The organism is Flavobacterium sp. (assembly GCF_044341185.1).
Classification (GTDB): Bacteria; Bacteroidota; Bacteroidia; order Flavobacteriales; family Flavobacteriaceae; genus Flavobacterium.
On record NZ_JBIISE010000003.1, the window covers coordinates 84022 to 105948 of the forward strand.

A 21927-nucleotide genomic window follows, 5' to 3' on the forward strand; every position below is an offset into this window, starting at 1 on the left:
CTTTTCTTTGTTTTAAAAAACAAGTTACGTTCATTGAATTTTAAATTATTTTATATATTGAAGTTTTCAAATATATCATAGTTTTATTGGGTATTTTACCTAAATTGTTTAATCCATCCTAGCAATAAGTTGCTAGTTGCTAGTTGTTTCATACCTTTGGTATAAACAATCAACAACCGACAACAAAATGTTCGGATAAAAAAGATACAGCATGAACAAAGAATTAATCATTAGATCTGGTTCAGACGCAGTAGATTTTGCCTTATTAAAAGATGGAAAACTAATTGAATTACACAAAGAAAAAGAGGCTGGCGACAGCAATCAGTTTCAGGTTGGCGATATTTTTATTGCAAAAATAAGAAAGCCTGTTGCTGGACTAAACGCCGCATTTGTGCATTTAGGCCATGAAAAAGATGCGTTTTTGCATTATCATGACTTAGGTCCAAACTTAGGTTCTTTGATGAAATTTATTAAACTTGTAAGCGCAGGTAAAATAAAAGATTATTCACTCAAAAATTTCCCTTTTGAACCAGAAATTAGCAAAGATGGCACTATAATGGACACATTAAGCGCCAATCAGTCAATTTTAGTTCAAGTAGTTAAAGAACCAATCTCCACAAAAGGACCGAGAATTAGTTCTGAGATTTCTTTAGCAGGAAGATATGTAGTTTTAGTTCCTTTTTCAGACCGTGTATCCATTTCGCAAAAAATTGGAGACCGAGCAGAAAAAGATCGTCTAAAAAAATTACTACAATCTATAAAACCAAAGGGATTTGGTGTTATTGTGAGAACAGTAGCCGAAGGCAGAAAAACAACTGAGATTGAAAAAGATGTAGAAACACTGTTAGACCGTTGGACTAGCATGTGCAAAAAACTACAAACCGCCCATCATCCCTCAAAAGTATTAGGAGAATTAACAAAATCTTCTTCGATGCTTAGAGATATTTTTAACGATACTTTTACGAGTATTCAAGTAGATGATGAAGATTTGTATTTAAAAACGAAGGAGTATTTGCAAGAAATAGCTCCGGATAAAGCGTCTATCGTAAAACACTATCAGTCGAAAGATTTACCTCTATTTGAGAAGTATAATATAGAAAGACAAATAAAAACCTCTTTTGGAAAATCAGTTTCTATGAGTAAAGGGGCCTATTTAATTATTGAACATACAGAAGCATTACACGTTATTGATGTAAATTCTGGCAATAGATCAAATAAAGCCACCAACCAAGAAGATACTGCCATGGAAGTAAATATGATTGCTGCAGCTGAAATTGCACGTCAATTACGACTAAGAGATATGGGAGGAATTATTGTTGTCGATTTTATAGATTTACAAAATCCAGACAATAGAAAAATATTATTCGATTTCTTACGAGAAGAAATGAGTGACGATAAGGCGAAGCATAAAATCTTGCCTCCTAGTAAATTTGGACTGGTTCAAATTACTAGACAAAGAGTTAGACCTGAAGTTAATATTGAAACGAATGAAGAAAACCCGAACGAAAACGGACAGGTTGAAGCAGCCATTTTAATTATTGACAAAATAGAAGCTAATCTTGAAAGCATTATTAAAGACCATAAAAAAGTAGTACTTAACGTACACCCATTTGTGGCCGCATACCTTACAAAAGGATTTCCATCCTTACGTTCAAAATGGTTTTTTGAACATAAGAAATGGGTGAAAATTATACCTCGTGACGCTTACACGTACTTAGAATATCATTTCTTTGATAACCAAGGAAAAGAAATTTTATAAAAAACAAAACCGCTACTCGAAAGAATAGCGGTTTTTTTATTTATAAAAATTTAACAACTTAATATTTTGTGAATCTTAGTGATAACTTTGCGAATCTCTGCGTAATAAAACTATCTCTTTTTCTGAAAAAAACTAGTCATTAATTCAGCACATTCCTTTTCTAAAATTCCAGAAACCACTTCTGTTTTTGGATGAATTTGTGTGCCTAATGTTTTATAACCTCTTTTTGAATCTGTAGCACCAAATACAATTTTAGAAATCTGACTCCAATATAAGGCTCCTGCACACATCTGGCAAGGTTCTAAAGTAACATATAGCGTGCAACCTTTTAAATATTTTCCACCTAAAAAATTTGCTGCACTCGTAATGGCTTGCATTTCGGCATGTGCGGTTACATCATGTAAAAGCTCAGTTAAATTATGTGTTCTGGCAATTATTGTATCGTTTACCACAATAACAGCACCCACAGGAATTTCGTCTTTCTCAAAAGCAATTTCAGCTTCCTGAAGCGCTTTTTTCATAAAATATTCGTCGGTAAAAATAGTTTCCAAGTTTCTTACAATTATATATTAATCAAATTTACAAACATTATTGTATTTTTGCAGTACAAATGGAAAATTTACTTTCACATATTACTACACCAACCGATTTGCGACGACTTTCTGAAAGTCAGTTACCGCAAGTGGCCAATGAACTTAGAGAGTTTATAATTGATATAGTCTCCCAGAAAGAAGGTCATTTAGGGGCGAGTTTGGGCGTCATAGAATTAACCGTTGCCTTACATTATGTTTTTGATACGCCAAACGATTTATTAGTTTGGGATGTAGGACATCAAGCATATGGGCATAAAATTTTAACGGAAAGACGCAAAATTTTCCATAAATATAGAGAAATTGATGGTGTATCAGGTTTTCCAAAACGAAGTGAAAGTGTTTATGATACTTTTGGAGTAGGACATTCCTCCACTTCAATTTCTGCCGCTTTAGGTATGGCAATTGCTTCTAAAATTAATGGCGATACAGAAAAACAACATATTGCAGTTATTGGAGATGCTTCTATAGCTAGCGGAATGGCATTTGAAGGATTAAATCATGCTGGAGTTACCGATGCGAATTTATTAGTGATACTAAATGACAATGCCATGGGAATTGACCCAAGTGTTGGGGCATTAAAAGACTATTTAACCGCGGTAAAAGAAGGTAAAAACCCAAAAGAGAACAATATTATAAAATCGTTAAATTTTGACTATTCAGGTCCAATTGACGGGCATGATTTGCCAAAATTATTGACAGAATTAAAACGATTACAAAAAGTTAAAGGCCCAAAATTTTTACATATTATTACCACAAAAGGAAAAGGATTAACTTTTGCTGAAGAAAATCAATTGCAATTTCATGCACCTGGAAAATTTGATAAACTTACTGGTAAAATTCTAAAACCAGAAACTGAAAATTTGGCACCAAAATTTCAAGATGTTTTTGGACACACTTTAGTGGAATTGGCTACAGAAAATAAAAAAATAGTAGGAATTACGCCTGCTATGCCTTCTGGAAGTTCCTTAAAATATATGATGGAAGCGTTTCCAGAGCGTGCGTTTGATGTAGGAATAGCCGAACAACATGCCGTAACCTTAGCTGCTGGAATGGCTACTCAAGGATTAACGGTATTTTGCAATATTTATTCTACTTTTTTACAACGGGCTTATGACCAAGTCATACATGATGTAGCGATACAGAATTTACCCGTAATTTTTTGTTTGGACAGAGCCGGATTTGTAGGCGAAGATGGTGCTACACATCACGGATTATTTGATTTGGCTTATCTTAATTGTATTCCAAACATAATGATTTACGCACCGTTGAATGAAATTGATTTACGCAATATTTTATACACTTCTTCGTTAGGATTAAACCATCCGATAGCGATTCGTTATCCAAGAGGAAAAGGCGAAATTGTAGCATGGAAACAACCTTTTTCTAAGATTGAAATAGGAAAAATTGAAACTTTAAAAAAAGGAACTAAAATTGCTGTTTTATCTACCGGAACCATTGGAAATACTGTTTCTAAAGCTATTGATAACCTAGAAAAAAAAGCAGATTTTTCGCATTTTCATGTAGGTTGGGTGAAGCCTTTAGATGAAGAAAAATTACTTAGTATTTTTAAAGAACATACTAGTATTATCACTGTTGAAGAAGGTGTAATTAATGGTGGTTTAGGAAGTAGCATCAATACCTTTGCAACCAAAAATAATTTTAAAAACAAAATTATAAATCGTGGCGTGGCAGATGTTTTCATAGAACACGGCACCGTAAAACAACTATTAGAACAAACTAAATTAGACACATTAAGCTTAACCGAATTATTTACTGGAATTAATCATGAGTAGAAACCTTATACTTTTTATCGCACTTCTTTTATTCGCAACTGAATCTTTTTCACAAATTGTGAGAACAGAAAAAATAGATACTACTTCAAATTGGAAAAAGGGAAATAAAGTAGGATTAGATTTTACACAAATTAGCTTTGTAAATTGGTCTGCCGGTGGGAATAATTCTATTTCTGGTTTGGCAAAAGGAAATTTCATTAGAAATTATACTCGTGATAATATGAAATGGAATAATGAGCTTGTAGTACGTTATGGAATTAACAAACAAGAAGGGCAAGATTTAAGGAAAACAGACGATCAAATTAATTTAAACTCTACAATTGGATATAGAAGAGACACTATTAATAACTGGTTTTATGGTGCAAAATTTAGTTTGCTAACTCAGTTTTCTAACGGATATAGTTATCCAAATGTTAGCAAAGCCATTTCAAAACCTTTTGCTCCGGCATATATTTTCCTGGGTTTAGGTGCTGAATATACCCGAAAAGATTTAGGCTTAACCGTTTATTTGTCTCCAATTACTAACAAAACAACTTTGGTTTTAGACACCCGATTAGCAAACGAAGGTGCATTTGGAGTAGAAAAAGCCATTTATGATGAAACAGGGACTCAAATTCTTAGAAATGGAAAACGTCACAGAACGGAACTAGGTGCTTTGGTTTCAAGTCAGTACAAAAGAAAAATTATGACGAATATTAATTTAGACACTAGAGCTACATTATATACCGATTATTTAAAAGATTTTGGCAATATTGATATTGATTGGCAAGTTAGCATTGAAATGATTGTAAATAAATATATTAAAGCTAATATTGGTAGTCATCTAATTTATGATAACGACATTAAAAATAAACGAGAAGTTGCTGGTGTTCAAATCACAGAAGGACCTAGAGTACAATTAAAACAAATTCTTGGCATTGGGATTGAGTATACTTTTTAAAATTTTAATTGTATAACAAACCCTTCATAGGTGCGAACATTAAAAACGGTTCCGTCTTCAAAAATTAAGTATTGACCTTTAATGCCCACAACTTTTCCTGAAAAATTAGGGGTTTTCTCCAAATTTAAACTAGTGACTTTTAAAGGATACGCTTGCACAGGAAAATCCATTTGGTATAAATGGTCTTCTTCAATAAAATAGGGCTTAGTTTCCTCTGGTAACCATTGTTTTAACTTGTTTTTTTCTTCAAATAAATTGGTGACTGGCACTTCATTTTTTAACATTTTTTGCCAATTGGTTTTGTCTGCAAAATGATTTTTTAAGGCGACCTCAGCAATTCCTGCCAAATATCTATTAGGCGTTTCTAAAACTGGAATAGCTTGCACTGCGCCTTGGTCTATCCATCGAGTAGGCACTTGCGTGTTTCGGGTTACCCCTACTTTTACTTCGCTAGATAAAGCTAAATATACGATATGAGGTTGCAATTGCACCCGTTTTTCATACGCTAAATCTCTATCTTCAATATCTAAATGTGCGGTACTGAGTTCGGGTTTCATAATCCAATCGGCAGCAGAGGGTATGGTTGAAAAACAATCATAACAAAATCCTTGTCGCCATATTTTTTTGGCTTTCTTACAATTTAAACACTGATACCCTTTGTGCGTAATTTCTACATCTTTATTAATTAACTGATTAACATTAATAAAATTGGAATCAAAAATTAAATAATACTGAATGGGTGTACCTATTTCGGTTTCCATCTTTGTTAATGTTCCTTCAAATGTTGACATAAAAATTGTAATTGATATAAAAATTATTATTTTTGGTAAAGTTATAAAAATACTGATACGCAAATGCCATTACCTTTAATAAATTCTATTGCCTCTTGGATTTTAAAACAACGTATTCATCAAATTGAGTTGTTTATTAAATATCCTATGGAAGTGCAAGAAGAATTGTTGTTTGGTTTATTAAAATCGGCAGAAAATACCGTTCTTGGAAAAAAATACGACTACAGTACCATCAAAAATTATCAAACTTTTAATGAAAGAATTCCCGTTTCTACTTACGAAGAGTTAGAACCTTTTATTGAACAAACCCGCCAAGGCGCACAAAATATATTTTGGAATTCTACTATTAAATATTTTGCGAAATCTAGCGGCACTACAAATGCTAAAAGCAAATTTATACCTGTTAGTTCGGAAGCTTTAGAAAACAATCACTATAAAGCTAGTAAAGATTTGCTTTGTATGTATTTAAATAATAACGAAAACTCGCAGTTATTTACTGGTAAAAGTTTGCGTTTGGGTGGTAGTAAAGAATTGTACGAAAACAACAATACTTTTTTTGGCGATTTATCTGCCATATTAATTGACAATATGCCCATGTGGGCAGAATTTAGCTCTACACCCAGCAATAAAACTTCGTTAATGAGCAACTGGGAAACCAAATTGCCTGCCATTATTAAGGAAAGTAGTTTAGAAAACGTAACCAGTTTAGCTGGTGTTCCAAGTTGGATGATGGTGTTATTAAACAAAACACTAGAAGAAAACAAAAAAACGAATATTTTAGAAATTTGGCCCAATTTAGAAGTCTATTTTCATGGTGGGGTAAGTTTTGAACCTTATAAAGAACAATATAAAAACTTGTTTCCAAAAGACGATTTTAAATATTACGAAATTTACAATGCCTCTGAAGGATTTTTTGCCTTGCAAGACCGAAATGATTCTAACGAATTACTTTTAATGTTAGATTATGGTATTTTTTACGAATTTATTCCGATGGATACATTTGGAAAAGACAACCAAAAAGTAATTCCATTGAGTGATGTAGAAATTAATAAAAATTATGCTTTAGTCATAACTACCAATTCTGGTTTGTGGCGTTATTTAATTGGCGATACGATACGATTTACTTCAATAAATCCTTTTAGAATAAAAGTTACAGGTAGAACCAAGCACCATATTAATGTTTTTGGTGAAGAATTAATGGTGGAAAACACCGATACGGCTTTAGCAAAAACATGTAAAACCTTACAGTGCGAAATTGTTGACTATACCGTGGCACCAATTTTTATGAAAGGAAAAGAAAAAGGCGGACATGAATGGCTAATTGAATTTAAAATACACCCAGCAAGTAGCGCTGAATTTTCCGAACTTTTAGATAAAAATTTGCAACAAGTAAATTCCGACTACGAAGCCAAACGATTTAACAACATGACGTTAAACCCACTTGTATTAAATGTAGCTAGAGAAAATTTATTTTACGATTGGTTGAAAAAGAAAGATAAATTAGGCGGCCAACACAAAATTCCAAGACTATCTAATTTAAGAGACTATTTGGAAGAATTGAAAGCGATGTAACTTTTAAACCGCTAGAAAAAAGTAAAACTACCTCAGTAAAAAACACATTTGAAAGGTTAAGTTATCAAAAAGATGTATATCTTTCCTTAAAAAGATGTACATCTTTTACTTAAAAGTTGTACATCTTTTGTAAAATACTTGTACATCTTTTAAAAAAGTAAACAAGAGAAAATGATTTTAGTATCGGGTTTATTTAAAAATTATGACTGAGGGTTATTAAAAAAACTAATTTTCATTATCATTAAATAAGTTTCTATGCACTAATGTAGTTTTTGAATTATTAGAATTTTGAATTTCATTTAATGTTTTTTCATAATAAAATTTAAGAATTTCTGGTTCTACAACTCTAATGTTATACATCCATTGAAACAACCAACCCAACAATTCTCTGTTTATACCACACTCTAAAAACATTAATGTGTTACCATTTTTTTTGGAAAATTTTTGAGTAGCATGCCAATGATGATTTTTCATAAAAGCTGCTAAAACTGAGGAAAATTCTAAAACAATTTTATATGTATGTCCGTTAATATTTTTAGAAACACCAAATCGTTTATTTAACTCGTCATCAAACATTTTGCTTCGTTCAGCTAATAATTCACATTGGTTTGATAAGGCCACTTTTTCTATTTGATTAATCCCAAAAATCTGTATACATTTTTTTACAATATTATATCCACCTACATAATAAGAATCGCGATGAATGAGTATTTGAATGGGTTGAAAAAATATATTTTTAGTTTCAAAATTATTATTATCGCCCGTTTCGTCATTTTTAATTTCTGAAATAACAATAGATTTACTTTCTTTTATTGCATTTTCAATAGTATTTAAATTAAAGTCAATGTGCTTTGACTTGGATTGCACATAAAAGTTTGTGTTTTTATAGGTTTTACTTTCGTTTGCACTTGTGAAATCACTTTTACTTGTTTCAATAAAAAAATATTTTAATTTATCTTTTCTATATGACTTAAGGGTTTCATTATTTGATAGTAGTAACGCTATATCTTTAAAATCTCTTTGGAGCTGTCTAATAGAACTACTGTTGGTTTGTTCAGAAAGTTGTACAAATAACTCGTGAGTTGTACACGCCTTTGCTTTTAGCGCCTTAATTAAAAATAGCAATCGTTCAAGTTGTTTCATTTACGTCATTTAATGGCGTAAAAATAAATAAAATGTAGAATATGTACTACAAATATTTATTTTTGTTTGAAGTAATAGTTGAGTCCAGAAACAACTTAAAAAAAAAAGGGCGTAACTGAAAAGCCTTACGATTAGGAAAAATAAATCAATTTAAAATAGAAAATGGAAAATCAACACCAACAAAAATGGCATCAAAAGCCGAATTCAATTATTGTATTATTGATAATTTTTTTCCCATTAGGTTTATACTTTATGTGGAAAAATGAAATTTGGCCAATTAAAACTAGATGGATAATAACAAGTGTTTTTATTTTTGCAGTTATATTAAATGCCGGAAATAAAAATTCATCCAAAACGGACGGAAATGATCAATCGACAACTGATACATCAGTTTCTGTACAAAAAGTAACATTTTCTGAAGCAGAAACATTTATGCAAGAAAGATGTAATAATATTAACCAAACTTTAATGAAGAGTAAAACAGTAACTTTTAATGGAACAAAATTGTATATGTTTATGTCAGTTGCTGAAGATGGTAAAGCTTGTATAAGTAGTATTTCAGAAAACAAACTTGAAGTATTAGCCGCAGATTGTGGTGAAGTAACTATGAAAATTGAACAATGGAATAATGTAAACTAATAAATGAAGTTGAGTCCAGAAACAACTTAAAAAAACGGGGCGTGACTGAAAAGCCTTATGAGTAAGAAAAAATTATATAAATTATAAAATGAAAAAAATTATTTTAAAATCAGTTTTGGCAATTACAATTGTAATTTTTGCTTCAAGTTGTTCAGCATACCATAGCGGTTATATGGCAAATTCTGCTGCTTTAAGTACTGCAAATTTCTCATATGCAAAACAAAACATAAAAGGAGAAGCAACAGCAACTTATATTTTAGGTATTGGTGGGCTTGCAAAAGAAACTTTAGTTGACAATGCGAAGCAGCAAATGCTAAATGCAAATCCGTTAAAAAGTAATCAGACTTTTGCAAATTTAACAGTGAACTTCAAAGCTTCTTATTATTTAGGATTATACAAGACTCTTAAATGTACTGTTACAGCTGATGTTGTAGAATTTAAATAACATAAAAAAAACCAACTCCTATAAGATTTAAAACCTATAGGAAAAAATAAAAAAGCTCAAAAAAATACATTTTTGAGCTTTATTTTTTTATACTGAGTTTAAAATTTACGAAGCAATTTCCAAGCGTTTCAATAAATTTTTGCTTAATGTATTTTCCGCATAGGTTTTAGTTACTTGCAATATTTTGTCTTCCGAGCTTGGCAATTCGTACATCGCATCGGTTAAAATGGCTTCACATAAACTACGTAAACCACGAGCACCTAATTTATATTCCAACGCTTTTTCCACAATGAAATCTAAAGCATCATCATCTATGGTAAAGGCAACTTCATCCATTTCAAATAATTTCTGATATTGTTTTATTAAAGCGTTTTTAGGTTCTGTTAAAATGGCACGTAACGTCTTAGCATCCAACGGATCCATATGCGATAAAACAGGCATACGTCCAATAATTTCAGGTATTAAACCGAATTCTTTTACATCACGAGGAATAATATATTGTAATAAATTATCGGCATCTACTTTGTCTAAATCTTTAGACGCGCTAAATCCCATAGCTTGTCGGTTTAAACGTTTTGAAATGATGCGTTCCACACCATCAAAAGCACCACCTGCAATAAATAATATGTTCTGAGTATTCACCTCAACAAACTTTTGATCTGGATGTTTTCTACCGCCTTTTGGTGGTACATTTACTATGGAACCTTCCAGTAATTTCAACAAGGCTTGTTGAACCCCTTCTCCAGAAACATCACGAGTGATTGAAGGATTATCGCTTTTTCGAGCAATTTTATCAATTTCATCAATAAAAACAATACCTCTTTCCGCTTTAGCTACGTCATAATCTGCCGCTTGTAGCAATCGTGTTAAAATACTTTCCACATCTTCTCCTACATATCCTGCTTCAGTTAAAATAGTGGCATCTACAATCGCTAAAGGCACATTTAACATTTTCGCAATGGTTTTTGCTACCAATGTTTTTCCTGTTCCGGTTTGTCCTACAATTAAAATATTACTCTTTTCAATTTCCACATCGTCTTCTGTCACTTTTTGCGACAATCTTTTGTAGTGATTGTACACGGCAACGCTCAATACTTTCTTGGTTTGTTCTTGCCCAATTACATATTCGTTTAAAAAAGCATTTATTTCTTTTGGTTTACGCAATATTAAATCGCCAAAAGCTTCAGAATCTGTTGTTCCTTTTAGCTCTTCTACTACTATTCCGTGTGCTTGCTCAATACATTTTTCGCAAATATGCGAATCTATACCTGCTATTAATAAACTTGTTTCTGGCTTTTTTCTACCACAAAACGAACATTCTAATTCTTCTTTTGCCATTATTTTCTAGTAAAAAGTAATTAGTAAATAGTAAATAGCTTATCACTTTTTACTAATCACTAATCACTCAAATTTATCTTCTCAATACTTCATCAATCATTCCGTATTCTTTTGCTTCATCGGCAATCATCCAATAGTCGCGTTCGCTATCTTTAAACACTTTTTCAATAGGTTGTTTTGAATGCGATGAAATAATTTGATACAATTCATCTTTCAATTTCAACATTTCTCTTAAGTTAATTTCCATATCAGTAGCCACTCCCGACGCACCTCCAGAAGGTTGGTGAATCATTACACGAGAATGCGGTAATGCCGAACGTTTTCCTTCAGCGCCTGCACACAATAAAACGGCACCCATTGATGCTGCCATTCCTGTACAAATTGTCGCCACATCTGGCTTAATGTATTGCATAGTGTCATAAATACCTAAACCGGCATATACACTTCCACCAGGTGAGTTGATATAAATTTGAATGTCTTTAGAAGCATCTACACTTTCTAAAAACAACAATTGTGCTTGAATAATATTTGCCATGTAATCGTCAACACCTGTTCCCATGAAGATGATTCTATCCATCATTAAACGAGAAAACACGTCTAATTGAGAAATGTTTAATTGGCGTTCTTCAATAATATATGGTGTTAAACTGCCTACTAATTTATCGTAATACAAACTGTTTACTCCGTGTTTTTTTGTGGCAAATTTCTTAAATTCTTTTCCGTAGTTCATTTTAAATTGTATTTAAAAGGTTATGATTTTAAATAAAAACGTCAAACCAAAATGATTTGACGTTCAAATATACTAATTTTTATGAATATTACATTTCGCCGTACATCGCTTTAACAAAATCTTGGTAGTTCACTTCTTTTTCAGTTGCTTTTACTTTTGTTTTGTATAAGTCAATCATTTTTAAACTCAAAACTTGGTCTGATATACGTTTTATTTCTTCTTGATTAGACATTACTCTTGAAACAATTCCGTCTACTTCTGCATCAGTTGCATTGGCTTGACCAAATTGAGCCATTTGTTGTCTGATTAATCCTGAAGTAAAATCTTTTAATTCTTCAAATCTAACTTGTAAGTTATTTTGAATAAAGATTTTAGATTCGATTAATTGATAACGCAATCCTCTTTCTGATTTTGCAAATTCCGCTTCTGCTTGTTCAGGAGTTAAAGGTGTTTCACCAATAGTTTGGATCCATTTTTTTAAGAAGGTTTCTGGTAAATCAAATTGAGTAGTGTCTAATAAGGCCTCAGTTACATCATTTAAAAACTTTTGATCCGCTTGCTGCACAAATTGTTGTTCTGCATCTTCTTTGATTCTCGCTTTTAAACCCTCTAAAGTAGTTACTTCTCCATTTGGAAATAATTTTGCGAATAATTCGTCATTAATTTCTGCTTTTTCAATAGATTGAATGGCGTCAATAGTAAAATTCACTTCAATATCTAAACCGTGAACGTCATCGTGAGCCACTTTTAAATAATCCATTAATTGGTGGTCGTCATTAAACAAACCTTTCGTTTTTAACGTAACAACATCACCCACTTTTTTTCCAATAAATTGTTTCCCTGTTTTAGCATCTGCAAAAACATCTAAACTAATTAAAGCTTGGTTACTGATATTTTTTTCTTCGTTTGTAAATGTTCCGTTTATTTCAAAACCTTTTTTAACTTCAGTTTCCGTTAAAATTTTACCGTATTGCTTTTGAATTCTTTCAACTTGCTCGTTTAATAAGGTATCGTCGGCAATAATTTTGTATCTCGCTACGCCAGCAGCTCTTGCTAAATCTACAGTGAATTCTGGCGCTAAACCTAATTCGTATTCAAAAACCAATTCGTCTGCTTTCCAATCAAAATTTTCATCTATACGAGGTAAAGCATTACCTAACAAATCTAATTTTTCTTTTGCAATATAATCAGCTAAACCTTTGTTTACTAATTTAGTAACTTCTTCAATAATTGCTGGTTTTTCAAACTGTTTTCTCACCACATCCATTGGTGTTTTTCCTTTTCTAAAACCAGGTAATGTAGCTGTTTTTCTTTTTACTTCTAAAAAATTTTCAATTTTTTCAGTATATTCATATTTACCAATTGTAATTTTTACAACGGCGTTTAATGCGTCAATGTGTTCTTTTCTAATGTTCATTTTTAATGATTTTTTGAAGTATAAATATGGGTGGCAAAATTATATAATTTTTGCAACCCATACAAGTTTTTAATTTACAGAATTTTACAACTACTTATTGTTTTTTTTCTGTGAAAATTTTATTTAATATATATTGACTTATCGATAACAATACACTAAAAACTAGTGCTTGAAGAAACGTCATTTGAATGCCATCAATAAAATAATCGGCGATTTTTACAATACTGGCATTAATAACCAATAGAAACAAACCCAATGACATAATTGTTACAGGAATAGCAAGTATTTTTAATATTGGTTTTAAAAAGGTATTTAAAAACGATAAAGCAACTGCCATAAATATTGCTGCCGAATAGTTGGTAATTTCAATTTTTAGAAAATACGAAATGATAAGTATTAATAGCGTTGAAATAAGTAATTTGATAAAATAGTTTTTCATTTTTTATGCAATTGATTAAACATGTTCATTAAGTTGTAAATATAAAAAAATAGGCACCAAAATGATGCCTATTTAGAAATTATTTAAAAACTAGCTTAGTTCGTTGGTAAAATACTAATACCTGGGAAATAAGTAGGATTGTGTAATGGTAAATTTGAGTTGTATTTTGCGTTTATCGTTTTAATAAATTCATTAGCAATAACTGCATAACCACGTGCATTTGGATGCACACCATCTAAAGAAAACAATACTTGACCTTCTGTTCCAGAACCACTGAAATAATTAGCGGTATAAATTGAATTAGTTTCAATTTGTAATCCTGTAATTAATTTGTTCATTACAGCATTCATATCCGCTACAGCTAAATTTTTAGTAGCAGCAATAGCCACAATTGAATTGTTATATGCTGTAGTAGCAGCAGCTACTTTAGCTTTTTCAGTTGCAGTTAATACCCATTTGTTAGCCATTGGAAAAGTAACTCCATTTTTGTTAATTCCTGCTGGAGCAGCTGTATTTGTAGTACCAATTACTGAAGAAGCTGGTAAAACTACTAAGTCCGCAGCAGTTGCTTGACGAGCTTTTCCGAAAACCGCACCAAATGCTGCTGCAGTAGTTGCACCAAGTGTTGGTGTTAATGCTCCTGTAATTTGTGCACTTCTGTCTATAGCATCTGCATCATTAATTAGAATTGGATTAGCAGCCGTTGCGCTTAAAGGATTTATACGGTCTGGCTCACCCAAAGCAGTAAACACAGCATCTAAAGGGCCATATAATTGAGTATTTAATGCCGTTATGTTTGTAGCACCTCCTAAAGCTGTTGGAGAAAGTGCTGCGTAAGGTACTGTTGTAAAATATGGAATAGACGTTACACTTGGAATTGTACATACAACTCCTTTTGCTCCGTTTACTGTTAATGTATTAATAATGTTTGTATACACATTGTTGAAAACTCCACTATTTGTAATATCATTAAAACCATAAGTAGCCGGATTTAAATTTCCTGTTGCATTATGATCCGCCGCTGGTGTTACACCATCTGCTTGAGCACCACCTGCAGTAGCATAAGCTAACACATCGTTTGAACCAATCCAGTTGGTAAAAAACGTTGGGTTTTTCGACATGGCATCACCTAAAACTGTTGCTGTTGGTGTAGTTGCATGTCTAGCAAAATATGGATTTAATGCACCATATCCAGCAATACCTAAATGGAATGATTTTGCACCTGGTACTCCCATATTGTTATATGCTTTTGCTTGAGGTGTTAAAGTAATTGTTGATGTTCCAGCAATTGGCTCTGGACGCCCTTGAGCAGCATCAATAACTAATCTCGTAGAACCTGCAGAACCTGCAAAACCTCCTAAATTATTTACATCTTCTGCAAAAGAAGGTTGTGTAAATTCACCTCCACCAACTAAAGCAAATTGTTGTGCTAATAAATTAGGGTAAGAATACGTTTGTCCTACTCTACAAACCGTTCCGTCCATATAACCAGCAGTAAGTGAGTTACCAACTGCTACATATCTTGTAAAATCTGCTTCACCAGAGGTATAAGCGGCATTTACTTCATTTTCAAATTCTGGTTCACAACCTGCAAATCCAATTGCTAAAGCTGCTACTAGTATAAATTTATTTTTCATTTTTGAATATATTTTTAAATTAGAAACCGTACGTTATACCAATACCTGGTGAAAATACAGATGATTTATAAGTACCTCCGAAAGAAGATGTTCCAGTGTTAGTTGTTGGATCATCAAAATAATCGTAAGAATTGTTAACTTCATCAAAATGTAAGTATAAGAATGACATATCAATTCCTAATTTACTATTTACTTGATACGTAAATCCTCCTGTATATCCTGTAGAATCGTTACGAGGTGTTTCTGGCGCGAAATAACCTTGTTGAACTGGACTTTCATCAATATAATATCCTCCTCTTACAGTAAATTTGTCAGTAGCTTTATATTGTGCTCCAAAACGATAAGCGCTTACATCTTTATAATTTCTTGGATTCACAGATGTTGGCAATGCACTATCAAAATCAACATCTAAAGATTTATATACACTCCATTTTGTATAGTTGTAATCAAAAGCAAACAACCACTTATCTGAAGCTTTGTATGAAATTCCTGCAGTAAGTTCTGCTGGTAAAGGTAAATCTGCACTAAAATAAGTATCCGTAAATGATCCTGCTGCAATAGTTGGTACATCTTCAAAATCTGCAGATCCACCTCTTGCTTTCATGATAATTTCAGAACGATAATCCATACCTAAAGTTACTTTTTTAGATAATTTAAACATCATACCTACGTTATATCCAGATGCTGTAATTCCTTTAGCATCTAAAGTAACATCTGTTCCACTTCCATTATTTGATAATAGAGGATTTGGCGTTAAATTTCTGTTGAAGTTAACACTTCCTTGAACTAAAATTGGTCCCCCACCAATACTAAAAACATCTCCTACTCTAAACGAAATAGTTGGTTGAATAAATATTGCTGTTAAATCAATATTATTTACTAAATGTGCTCCTGCCCAGTCTTGATCCCAAGCTACAGAGGAACCATAAGGAGTGTATACTGCTAAACCTGCAGATACCCATTCGCTAATTTTGTACGTAGCATAAATACTAAATGGAGTACCCATATTATCTGTTGCTGCCGTTTGATTAAATTTTGAACTTTGAAATCTTGTTTTTGCCAACAATGCATTTCCACCAACAGATAAGTTGAATTTTTTATCTAAAAAAGACATTCCTGCAGGGTTAAAAAACGCCACTTCTGCACTATTAACAACAGCAACTCCTGTATGTCCCATCGCTAGTTGCTTCTGACCTTGAATAGAAACTCTATACCCTCCTGCAAACATAGACACAGAAGCCAAGGTTAGTAATGATAAAGAAAATAATTTTCTCATAATTAAAATTTAGTTAGTATTTATTTTTTATATTTTATTCAAAATTAACAATATTTATGAAATTGGCAATTTTTTTAACAAAAATATTATGCATACATAATATACGTTATAAAAATTTTTCAACTTCACAATAAAATGCTTTAGGATTTTCTGCTTGTAACCAATGTCCAGCATTTGGAATTGTATTTATTATCGCTAATGGAAAATGATGTAAAATGGTTTCAAAATCTGCATCTAAAATATAATCGGATTTATCACCTCGAAGGAATAATACTGGCTTATTAAAATGATTTTCAAACGGAAGTGCTGTTCCGATTTCAGATATTTTTTCATTAAAAACGGGTAAATTAAATCGGAAACCTAATTCTTCTGGAGATTTCCAATATACATTTTTTAATAAAAACTGTTTCGTTCCAAAATCTGTAATATATTTTGAAATAATTTCATCAACCTCACTTCTATTTGGTTTTTTTGAAAAATCAACAGCGTTTAATGCTTCTAAAATGGTTTGATGATGGGGTGCATAATATTTTGGACCAATATCAGCAATAATTAATTTCTCAACATATTCTGGATATATTGTAGCGAATAACATAGCTATTTTTCCGCCCATTGAATGTCCTAAAAGTGTAACGTGTTGTAATTGATGAAAATCGATATATGCTTTTACATCTTCCACCATAATTTCATAATTAAACTCGTCTGAATGAAAACTTTTTCCATGATTTCGCATGTCTAACAAATGGATTTGAAAACCCAATTGAGCAAATTGCAAGCCCAATGTTTTCCAATTGTCAGACATTCCTAAAAATCCATGAATTATTAGGAAAGGCTTTCCTTCGCCTTCTATTTTTGAGTATAACATTTTTATTGTTTAAAAGTTTATTTGGTTAAAGGTTTAAAAGGCATAGGAATTAGATAATGAGATAATGAGCGAATTATTGCGAATATATAACAACTCACTTTTACTTTGTTACTTTTCGCTTTTTACTTTTTACTTTTCAATCTTCACTCTTCACTTCAACTTGTTCAAATACATATTCACCACATTATCTAAGCCAAGATATAATGATTCCGAAATCAGAGCATGACCAATAGAAACTTCTAATAAATTTGGAATGTTGTCTTTGAAAAATTTAATATTATCTAAACTCAAATCGTGCCCAGCATTAATACCTAAATTTATTTCATTTGCTCTGATGGCCGCTTTCACAAATGGCTCAATTGCTGATTGATTTCCTAAACTGTATTGATGTGCAAAAACTTCAGTATATAATTCAATTCTATTTGCACCTGTTTTTTTGGCACCTTCAACCATTGCTTCTATTGGATCTACAAAAATAGACGTTCTAATTCCATAACGTTGAAACTCTTGAATAACTTCTGTCAGATAATCCTGGTGTTTTATAGTGTCCCAACCTGCATTTGAGGTAATTGCCCCAATAGCATCCGGAACTAAAGTTACCTGATCGGGTTTGCATTCTAAAACTAAATCAATAAAATTATGTTGCGGATTTCCTTCAATATTATATTCTGTATGCACCACTTTTTTTAAATCTCGTGCATCTTGATAGGTAATATGTCTTTCATCTGGACGTGGATGAATAGTAATACCATGGGCGCCAAATTTTTGAATATCTTTTGCCACTTGCAATAAATCAGGAACATTGCCACCTCGTGCATTTCTTAAGGTTGCAATTTTATTAATATTAACCGATAACTTTGTCATAATTGAATTAAATTTGTACAAAATTACAAACAATAATAGACTAATTTGTATTTTTTACTTAATTTGCAATAGTTTTGAAATAGACACATGGATAAAATTACAGATTTTATAAATAATCAATATAAAGCGCTACAAGTTAGTGCTTCTGTTGCTGATGCCGCAGATTTATTTTTGGATGAAGATTATTCTCATTTTCCAATTTTAGACCATGATGTTTTTTTAGGCTCTATTTCTAAAGAAGACACAGAACTTTTTTCAGGTGCAGATGCAATAAATGATCATAAATATAATTTAACTCGTTTTTTTGTTCGAAACAATATGAATTGGTTTGATGTTTTAGAAGAATTTTCAAAAAATCATAGTAATATTTTACCCGTATTAGATGACAAAAATAATTATTTAGGTTTTTATGAACTTGACGATGTGCTTCATTTTTTTAACGAGACTACATTTGTTAAAGAAGACGGTGGCACGATTGTAATTGAAAAAGAAACTGCCGATTTTACGTTTAGTCAAATTTGTCAAATTGTAGAAAGTAACGATGCCAAAATATTAGGTGTTTTTATTTCAAATAAATCGGCTACGAAAACTGAAATAACGTTAAAAATTTCTCAAAGTAATTTTAATGAAATCATACAAACATTTAGAAGGTATAATTATACTATTCTATCTGAACATCAAGAAGATGCTTATCTTGCGGATTTAAAAGATCGATCAGATTATTTAAACAAATACTTAAATATATAAAAATTCACAAATGAAAATAGCTGTATTTGGTCAATATTATCAAAACAACACACATTCTATAGTAGAAAAAGTAGTGTCTTTTTTAGAGCAGAATAATATTGAAATTTGTTTTTATAAAATTTTTTATGACAAATTAATTGAAAACAAGGTTACATTAACAAAATTCAGCACATTTGATTCTCACGAATGTTTGAAAGATAATTTTGATTATTTAATAAGTATTGGTGGCGATGGAACTATTTTACGAGCTGCCACTTTTGTAAGAAACTACAATTTACCAATTATTGGAATAAACGCGGGAAGATTGGGATTTTTAGCAACAATTCAAGAAGAAAATATCGAAAAACTTTTAACACGTGTAATGGCAAATGATTTTTCTATTTCGAAAAGGACTTTAGTTAGTTTACACGCACATCCTGAAAATATTGATTTAGAAGATATTAATTTTGCATTAAACGAAATTACGGTTTCCCGAAAAGATACGACTTCGATGATTACGATTGAAACGTATATAAATAATGAATATCTTAATTCGTATTGGGCTGACGGATTAATTATTTCAACACCTACAGGATCAACAGGATATTCGCTTAGCTGTGGCGGACCTGTAATTATGCCTACATCAAATTGTTTTGTAATTACCCCTATTGCACCACATAATTTGACGGCTAGGCCTTTAATAATTCCTGACGATTCTGAATTAACTTTAAAAATAAAAGGTAGAGAAGAACAATATTTAGTTTCTTTAGATTCTAGAATCACCTCTGTTTCTAACGAAACTACTTTAACTGTTAAAAAAACCGATTTTTTCATTTCAATAATTGAATTTCCAGAAGAAGGCTTCTTAAGAACCATCCGCAAAAAACTACTTTGGGGAGAAGACAAAAGGAATTAACACACGAATTTTCATTTTTTTGCGTTATTAAATCATGTTAATCATCAAAAAAACTTGGTTTAAGATGGTTAGTAGATCAATATTATTATATTTGCAAACTATTAAAAAAATGAAACGATTTTTATTAAATATTTTAGGACTATTATTCTGCATCACTTCGTTCGGACAAATTCACGAATTAGGCGTTTTTGTTGGCGGTAGTAATTATATTGGGGATGTAGGAAATTCTCACTATTTGTCGCCGGATGATATGGCGTTTGGGGTTTTGTATAAGTGGAATAAAAGCACGAGACATTCATGGCGTTTTTCATATAAAATGGCATCAATTTCGGCAAAAGATATTGAAAGTAATGCTCCTAATAGAAAATATAGAGGTTTTGAAATAAAAAATAATATCAAAGAAATAGCAGCAGGTTTAGAATTTAATTTTTTGGATTTTGATTTACATCAGTCTGATTATACTTTTACGCCTTATGTATATTCAGGAATTTCAGCATTTGTTTACGATGAAATCTATGTAATAGGCAAGGAAAGTAAAACTGATTATCAACATTATTCATTTGCGATACCAATGGTAGTTGGAATAAAATCTAAATTAACTAATAAACTTGTAATTGGACTAGAAACAGGTGCTAGATATACGTTTACAGATAATTTAGACGGTAGTAATCCTATAAATAAAAATTTTGAAACATTAAAATTTGGTAATTTAAACAATAAGGATTGGTATATTTTTACTGGGTTTACGCTTACTTATACATTTGGTAAAAATCCTTGTTTTTGCGCACATGAATAGAATGGAAAAAGAGATAGATAAAAATAATTTACCAAAACATCTTGCCATTATTATGGATGGCAATGGGCGTTGGGCAAAAAACCAAGGAATGTTGCGCGTGTTTGGTCATGAAAAGGGAACCAAATCTGTGAAACAAACTGTAGAAAATAGCGCAAAATTAGGTATAGAATTTTTAACGCTATATGCTTTTTCAACGGAAAATTGGAACCGTCCAAAAATTGAAGTTGATACGTTAATGAAGTTATTAGTTAACGCATTAAAAAAAGAATTAAAAACATTACAAGAAAACAACATCAAACTAACTGCGATTGGAAATTTAGACAGCTTACCATCAGGAGTTAGAAAAGAATTAATAGAAGTTATTGAAAAAACAAAAGCAAATAGTAGAATGACATTAACTTTAGCCTTAAGTTATGGTGCAAGAGATGAAATCATAAATGCTGTTAAAATAATTTCTGGAAAAGTTAAAAATAATATAATTTCAGTAGATGCTATTGATGAATCAATAATAAATCAGCATCTTTACACACAGAATATGCCAGATGTTGACTTAGTGATAAGAACAAGTGGTGAACACAGAATAAGTAATTTTCTTTTATGGCAAATAGCTTATGCTGAATTTTATTTTACAGACGTGCTCTGGCCGGACTTCAATGAAGAAGAACTGCATAGGGCATTATTAAGTTATCAAAAAAGAGAAAGAAGATTTGGAAAAACTAGCGAACAAATTAGATAAATTGACAATGTTTAAAAACAGAATACTATTTTTATTTATCCTATTAATTATAGGAAATACAATAAATGCACAAGAAATAAACTTAGAAAAAGGTAAAGAATATACTCTTTCTGGCGTAGAGGTAACCGGAAAAGTTTCTTTTAATGAGCAAACTGTAATAACATTTACTGGACTTGAAATTGGTAGCAAAATCAGAATCCCAGGAGAAGAAATTAGTTTAGCAATCACTAAACTATGGAAATTAGGTCTTTTTAATGACGTAAACTTTTATGTGAAAAAAATTGAAGGTGAATCAATTTTTCTAGAATTAGAATTATACGAATTACCAAAACTTAATGATATAAAAATTAAAGGAGTTAAGAAAGGTAAAAGAGAAGATATAGTTAAAGAAACAGAATTAACTAAAGGTAAAATTGTAAATGATAATTTACTAACAAATACAAAAAACTACATTGAAAATAAGTATAGAAAAGATGGTTATTTTAATACAAAAGTTACAATAAATACATTAG

22 protein-coding genes are annotated in these 21927 nt (G+C 31.3%); 11 read left to right on the top strand and 11 right to left on the bottom strand.

Annotated elements, in window-relative coordinates; all coding sequences use genetic code 11:
* Positions 1-211 precede the first annotated feature (211 nt).
* Positions 212-1759, top strand: coding sequence for an Rne/Rng family ribonuclease (locus ACIQZ1_RS01480; protein WP_396148194.1), 1548 nt, complete (start codon positions 212-214; stop codon positions 1757-1759).
* Positions 1760-1869: 110 nt separating this feature from the next.
* Here the strand turns inward: ACIQZ1_RS01480 and ACIQZ1_RS01485 are convergent, their stop codons facing one another.
* Entirely contained in the window at positions 1870-2310 is a 441-nt protein-coding gene (locus ACIQZ1_RS01485) for a nucleoside deaminase (protein ID WP_396158377.1), read from the bottom strand.
* A 59-nt stretch (positions 2311-2369) separates the two neighbouring features.
* Between ACIQZ1_RS01485 and ACIQZ1_RS01490 the strand changes: the two genes are divergently transcribed.
* Positions 2370-4145 carry a 1-deoxy-D-xylulose-5-phosphate synthase gene (locus ACIQZ1_RS01490; RefSeq protein ID WP_396158379.1) on the top strand — a complete coding sequence of 592 codons (1776 nt, stop codon included), beginning with the start codon at positions 2370-2372 and terminating at the stop codon, positions 4143-4145.
* The gene (locus ACIQZ1_RS01495; RefSeq protein ID WP_396158381.1) at positions 4138-5085 is read left to right on the top strand and encodes a DUF3078 domain-containing protein; all 948 of its coding nucleotides are present in this window, start codon (positions 4138-4140) and stop codon (positions 5083-5085) included. Before ACIQZ1_RS01490 ends, ACIQZ1_RS01495 begins: the two co-directional genes overlap by 8 nt.
* Here ACIQZ1_RS01495 and ACIQZ1_RS01500 read toward each other — a convergent pair.
* Positions 5082-5876, bottom strand: a complete 795-nt coding sequence (locus ACIQZ1_RS01500) for a DUF2797 domain-containing protein (protein WP_396158383.1) — start codon at positions 5874-5876, stop codon at positions 5082-5084. The two genes, ACIQZ1_RS01495 and ACIQZ1_RS01500, sit on opposite strands and share 4 nt — an antisense overlap.
* A gap of 63 nt (positions 5877-5939) precedes the next feature.
* Here ACIQZ1_RS01500 and ACIQZ1_RS01505 point away from each other — a divergent pair, with 63 nt between their 5' ends.
* Complete coding sequence (locus ACIQZ1_RS01505) at positions 5940-7448, top strand: GH3 auxin-responsive promoter family protein (protein ID WP_396158385.1); 1509 nt, start codon at positions 5940-5942, stop codon at positions 7446-7448.
* A 225-nt stretch (positions 7449-7673) separates the two neighbouring features.
* On the opposite strand, the gene ACIQZ1_RS01510 is transcribed toward ACIQZ1_RS01505, so the two are convergent.
* A complete protein-coding gene (locus tag ACIQZ1_RS01510) occupies positions 7674-8591 on the bottom strand; it encodes a WYL domain-containing protein (RefSeq protein ID WP_396158387.1) in 918 nt (305 codons plus the stop codon).
* A 162-nt stretch (positions 8592-8753) separates the two neighbouring features.
* Between ACIQZ1_RS01510 and ACIQZ1_RS01515 the strand changes: the two genes are divergently transcribed.
* Positions 8754-9230 carry a hypothetical protein gene (locus ACIQZ1_RS01515; RefSeq protein WP_396158389.1) on the top strand — a complete coding sequence of 159 codons (477 nt, stop codon included), beginning with the start codon at positions 8754-8756 and terminating at the stop codon, positions 9228-9230.
* Between the two features lie 88 nt (positions 9231-9318).
* A complete protein-coding gene (locus ACIQZ1_RS01520) occupies positions 9319-9675 on the top strand; it encodes a DUF6567 family protein (RefSeq protein ID WP_396158391.1) in 357 nt (118 codons plus the stop codon).
* A gap of 105 nt (positions 9676-9780) precedes the next feature.
* Here the strand turns inward: ACIQZ1_RS01520 and clpX are convergent, their stop codons facing one another.
* The 8 genes from clpX to ACIQZ1_RS01560 form a co-directional block, all read right to left on the bottom strand.
* Positions 9781-11013: an ATP-dependent Clp protease ATP-binding subunit ClpX gene (clpX, locus tag ACIQZ1_RS01525; protein ID WP_396158393.1), complete on the bottom strand. Its 1233-nt coding sequence runs from the start codon at positions 11011-11013 to the stop codon at positions 9781-9783.
* Between the two features lie 73 nt (positions 11014-11086).
* The gene (gene clpP, locus ACIQZ1_RS01530; protein ID WP_291242415.1) at positions 11087-11743 is read right to left on the bottom strand and encodes an ATP-dependent Clp endopeptidase proteolytic subunit ClpP; all 657 of its coding nucleotides are present in this window, start codon (positions 11741-11743) and stop codon (positions 11087-11089) included.
* A gap of 88 nt (positions 11744-11831) precedes the next feature.
* Positions 11832-13160, bottom strand: a complete 1329-nt coding sequence (locus ACIQZ1_RS01535; RefSeq protein ID WP_396158395.1) for a trigger factor — start codon at positions 13158-13160, stop codon at positions 11832-11834.
* A 94-nt stretch (positions 13161-13254) separates the two neighbouring features.
* Positions 13255-13599, bottom strand: a complete 345-nt coding sequence (locus ACIQZ1_RS01540; protein ID WP_396158397.1) for a phage holin family protein — start codon at positions 13597-13599, stop codon at positions 13255-13257.
* 95 nt (positions 13600-13694) lie between these two features.
* On the bottom strand, positions 13695-15236 hold the full coding sequence (locus tag ACIQZ1_RS01545) for a G-D-S-L family lipolytic protein (protein ID WP_396158398.1): 1542 nt from the start codon (positions 15234-15236) through the stop codon (positions 13695-13697).
* Between the two features lie 19 nt (positions 15237-15255).
* Entirely contained in the window at positions 15256-16512 is a 1257-nt protein-coding gene (locus tag ACIQZ1_RS01550; protein WP_396158400.1) for an OmpP1/FadL family transporter, read from the bottom strand.
* Positions 16513-16618: 106 nt separating this feature from the next.
* Positions 16619-17377, bottom strand: a complete 759-nt coding sequence (locus tag ACIQZ1_RS01555; RefSeq protein WP_396158402.1) for an alpha/beta fold hydrolase — start codon at positions 17375-17377, stop codon at positions 16619-16621.
* 150 nt (positions 17378-17527) lie between these two features.
* Positions 17528-18241, bottom strand: a complete 714-nt coding sequence (locus ACIQZ1_RS01560; RefSeq protein ID WP_396158404.1) for a pyridoxine 5'-phosphate synthase — start codon at positions 18239-18241, stop codon at positions 17528-17530.
* Between the two features lie 87 nt (positions 18242-18328).
* On the opposite strand from ACIQZ1_RS01560, the gene ACIQZ1_RS01565 reads away from it, so the two are divergent.
* The 5 genes from ACIQZ1_RS01565 to ACIQZ1_RS01585 form a co-directional block, all read left to right on the top strand.
* Positions 18329-18988 (top strand): CBS domain-containing protein, encoded by a 660-nt coding sequence (locus ACIQZ1_RS01565; RefSeq protein ID WP_396158406.1) that lies wholly within the window; start codon positions 18329-18331, stop codon positions 18986-18988.
* Positions 18989-18998: 10 nt separating this feature from the next.
* The gene (locus tag ACIQZ1_RS01570; protein ID WP_396158408.1) at positions 18999-19883 is read left to right on the top strand and encodes an NAD kinase; all 885 of its coding nucleotides are present in this window, start codon (positions 18999-19001) and stop codon (positions 19881-19883) included.
* Between the two features lie 109 nt (positions 19884-19992).
* A complete protein-coding gene (locus ACIQZ1_RS01575) occupies positions 19993-20679 on the top strand; it encodes a DUF6089 family protein (RefSeq protein WP_396158410.1) in 687 nt (228 codons plus the stop codon).
* Positions 20672-21415, top strand: a complete 744-nt coding sequence (locus ACIQZ1_RS01580) for an isoprenyl transferase (RefSeq protein WP_396158412.1) — start codon at positions 20672-20674, stop codon at positions 21413-21415. The genes ACIQZ1_RS01575 and ACIQZ1_RS01580 overlap by 8 nt, the downstream gene beginning before the upstream one ends.
* Positions 21416-21422: 7 nt before the next feature.
* Positions 21423-21927: POTRA domain-containing protein (locus tag ACIQZ1_RS01585; RefSeq protein WP_396158414.1), on the top strand; the 505-nt coding region annotated here is incomplete at its 3' end.

Bases quoted from the DNA above. Each gene is read 5' to 3' on its own strand.
- ACIQZ1_RS01480 (WP_396148194.1), top strand. From the start codon at position 212: ATGAACAAAGAATTAATCATTAGATCTGGTTCAGACGCAGTAGATTTT.
- ACIQZ1_RS01490 (WP_396158379.1), top strand. From the start codon at position 2,370: ATGGAAAATTTACTTTCACATATTACTACACCAACCGATTTGCGACGA.
- ACIQZ1_RS01495 (WP_396158381.1), top strand. From the start codon at position 4,138: ATGAGTAGAAACCTTATACTTTTTATCGCACTTCTTTTATTCGCAACT.
- ACIQZ1_RS01500 (WP_396158383.1), bottom strand. From the start codon at position 5,876: ATGTCAACATTTGAAGGAACATTAACAAAGATGGAAACCGAAATAGGT.
- ACIQZ1_RS01505 (WP_396158385.1), top strand. From the start codon at position 5,940: ATGCCATTACCTTTAATAAATTCTATTGCCTCTTGGATTTTAAAACAA.
- ACIQZ1_RS01510 (WP_396158387.1), bottom strand. From the start codon at position 8,591: ATGAAACAACTTGAACGATTGCTATTTTTAATTAAGGCGCTAAAAGCA.
- ACIQZ1_RS01515 (WP_396158389.1), top strand. From the start codon at position 8,754: ATGGAAAATCAACACCAACAAAAATGGCATCAAAAGCCGAATTCAATT.
- ACIQZ1_RS01520 (WP_396158391.1), top strand. From the start codon at position 9,319: ATGAAAAAAATTATTTTAAAATCAGTTTTGGCAATTACAATTGTAATT.
- clpX (WP_396158393.1), bottom strand. From the start codon at position 11,013: ATGGCAAAAGAAGAATTAGAATGTTCGTTTTGTGGTAGAAAAAAGCCA.
- clpP (WP_291242415.1), bottom strand. From the start codon at position 11,743: ATGAACTACGGAAAAGAATTTAAGAAATTTGCCACAAAAAAACACGGA.
- ACIQZ1_RS01535 (WP_396158395.1), bottom strand. From the start codon at position 13,160: ATGAACATTAGAAAAGAACACATTGACGCATTAAACGCCGTTGTAAAA.
- ACIQZ1_RS01540 (WP_396158397.1), bottom strand. From the start codon at position 13,599: ATGAAAAACTATTTTATCAAATTACTTATTTCAACGCTATTAATACTT.
- ACIQZ1_RS01545 (WP_396158398.1), bottom strand. From the start codon at position 15,236: ATGAAAAATAAATTTATACTAGTAGCAGCTTTAGCAATTGGATTTGCA.
- ACIQZ1_RS01550 (WP_396158400.1), bottom strand. From the start codon at position 16,512: ATGAGAAAATTATTTTCTTTATCATTACTAACCTTGGCTTCTGTGTCT.
- ACIQZ1_RS01555 (WP_396158402.1), bottom strand. From the start codon at position 17,377: ATGTTATACTCAAAAATAGAAGGCGAAGGAAAGCCTTTCCTAATAATT.
- ACIQZ1_RS01560 (WP_396158404.1), bottom strand. From the start codon at position 18,241: ATGACAAAGTTATCGGTTAATATTAATAAAATTGCAACCTTAAGAAAT.
- ACIQZ1_RS01565 (WP_396158406.1), top strand. From the start codon at position 18,329: ATGGATAAAATTACAGATTTTATAAATAATCAATATAAAGCGCTACAA.
- ACIQZ1_RS01570 (WP_396158408.1), top strand. From the start codon at position 18,999: ATGAAAATAGCTGTATTTGGTCAATATTATCAAAACAACACACATTCT.
- ACIQZ1_RS01575 (WP_396158410.1), top strand. From the start codon at position 19,993: ATGAAACGATTTTTATTAAATATTTTAGGACTATTATTCTGCATCACT.
- ACIQZ1_RS01580 (WP_396158412.1), top strand. From the start codon at position 20,672: ATGAATAGAATGGAAAAAGAGATAGATAAAAATAATTTACCAAAACAT.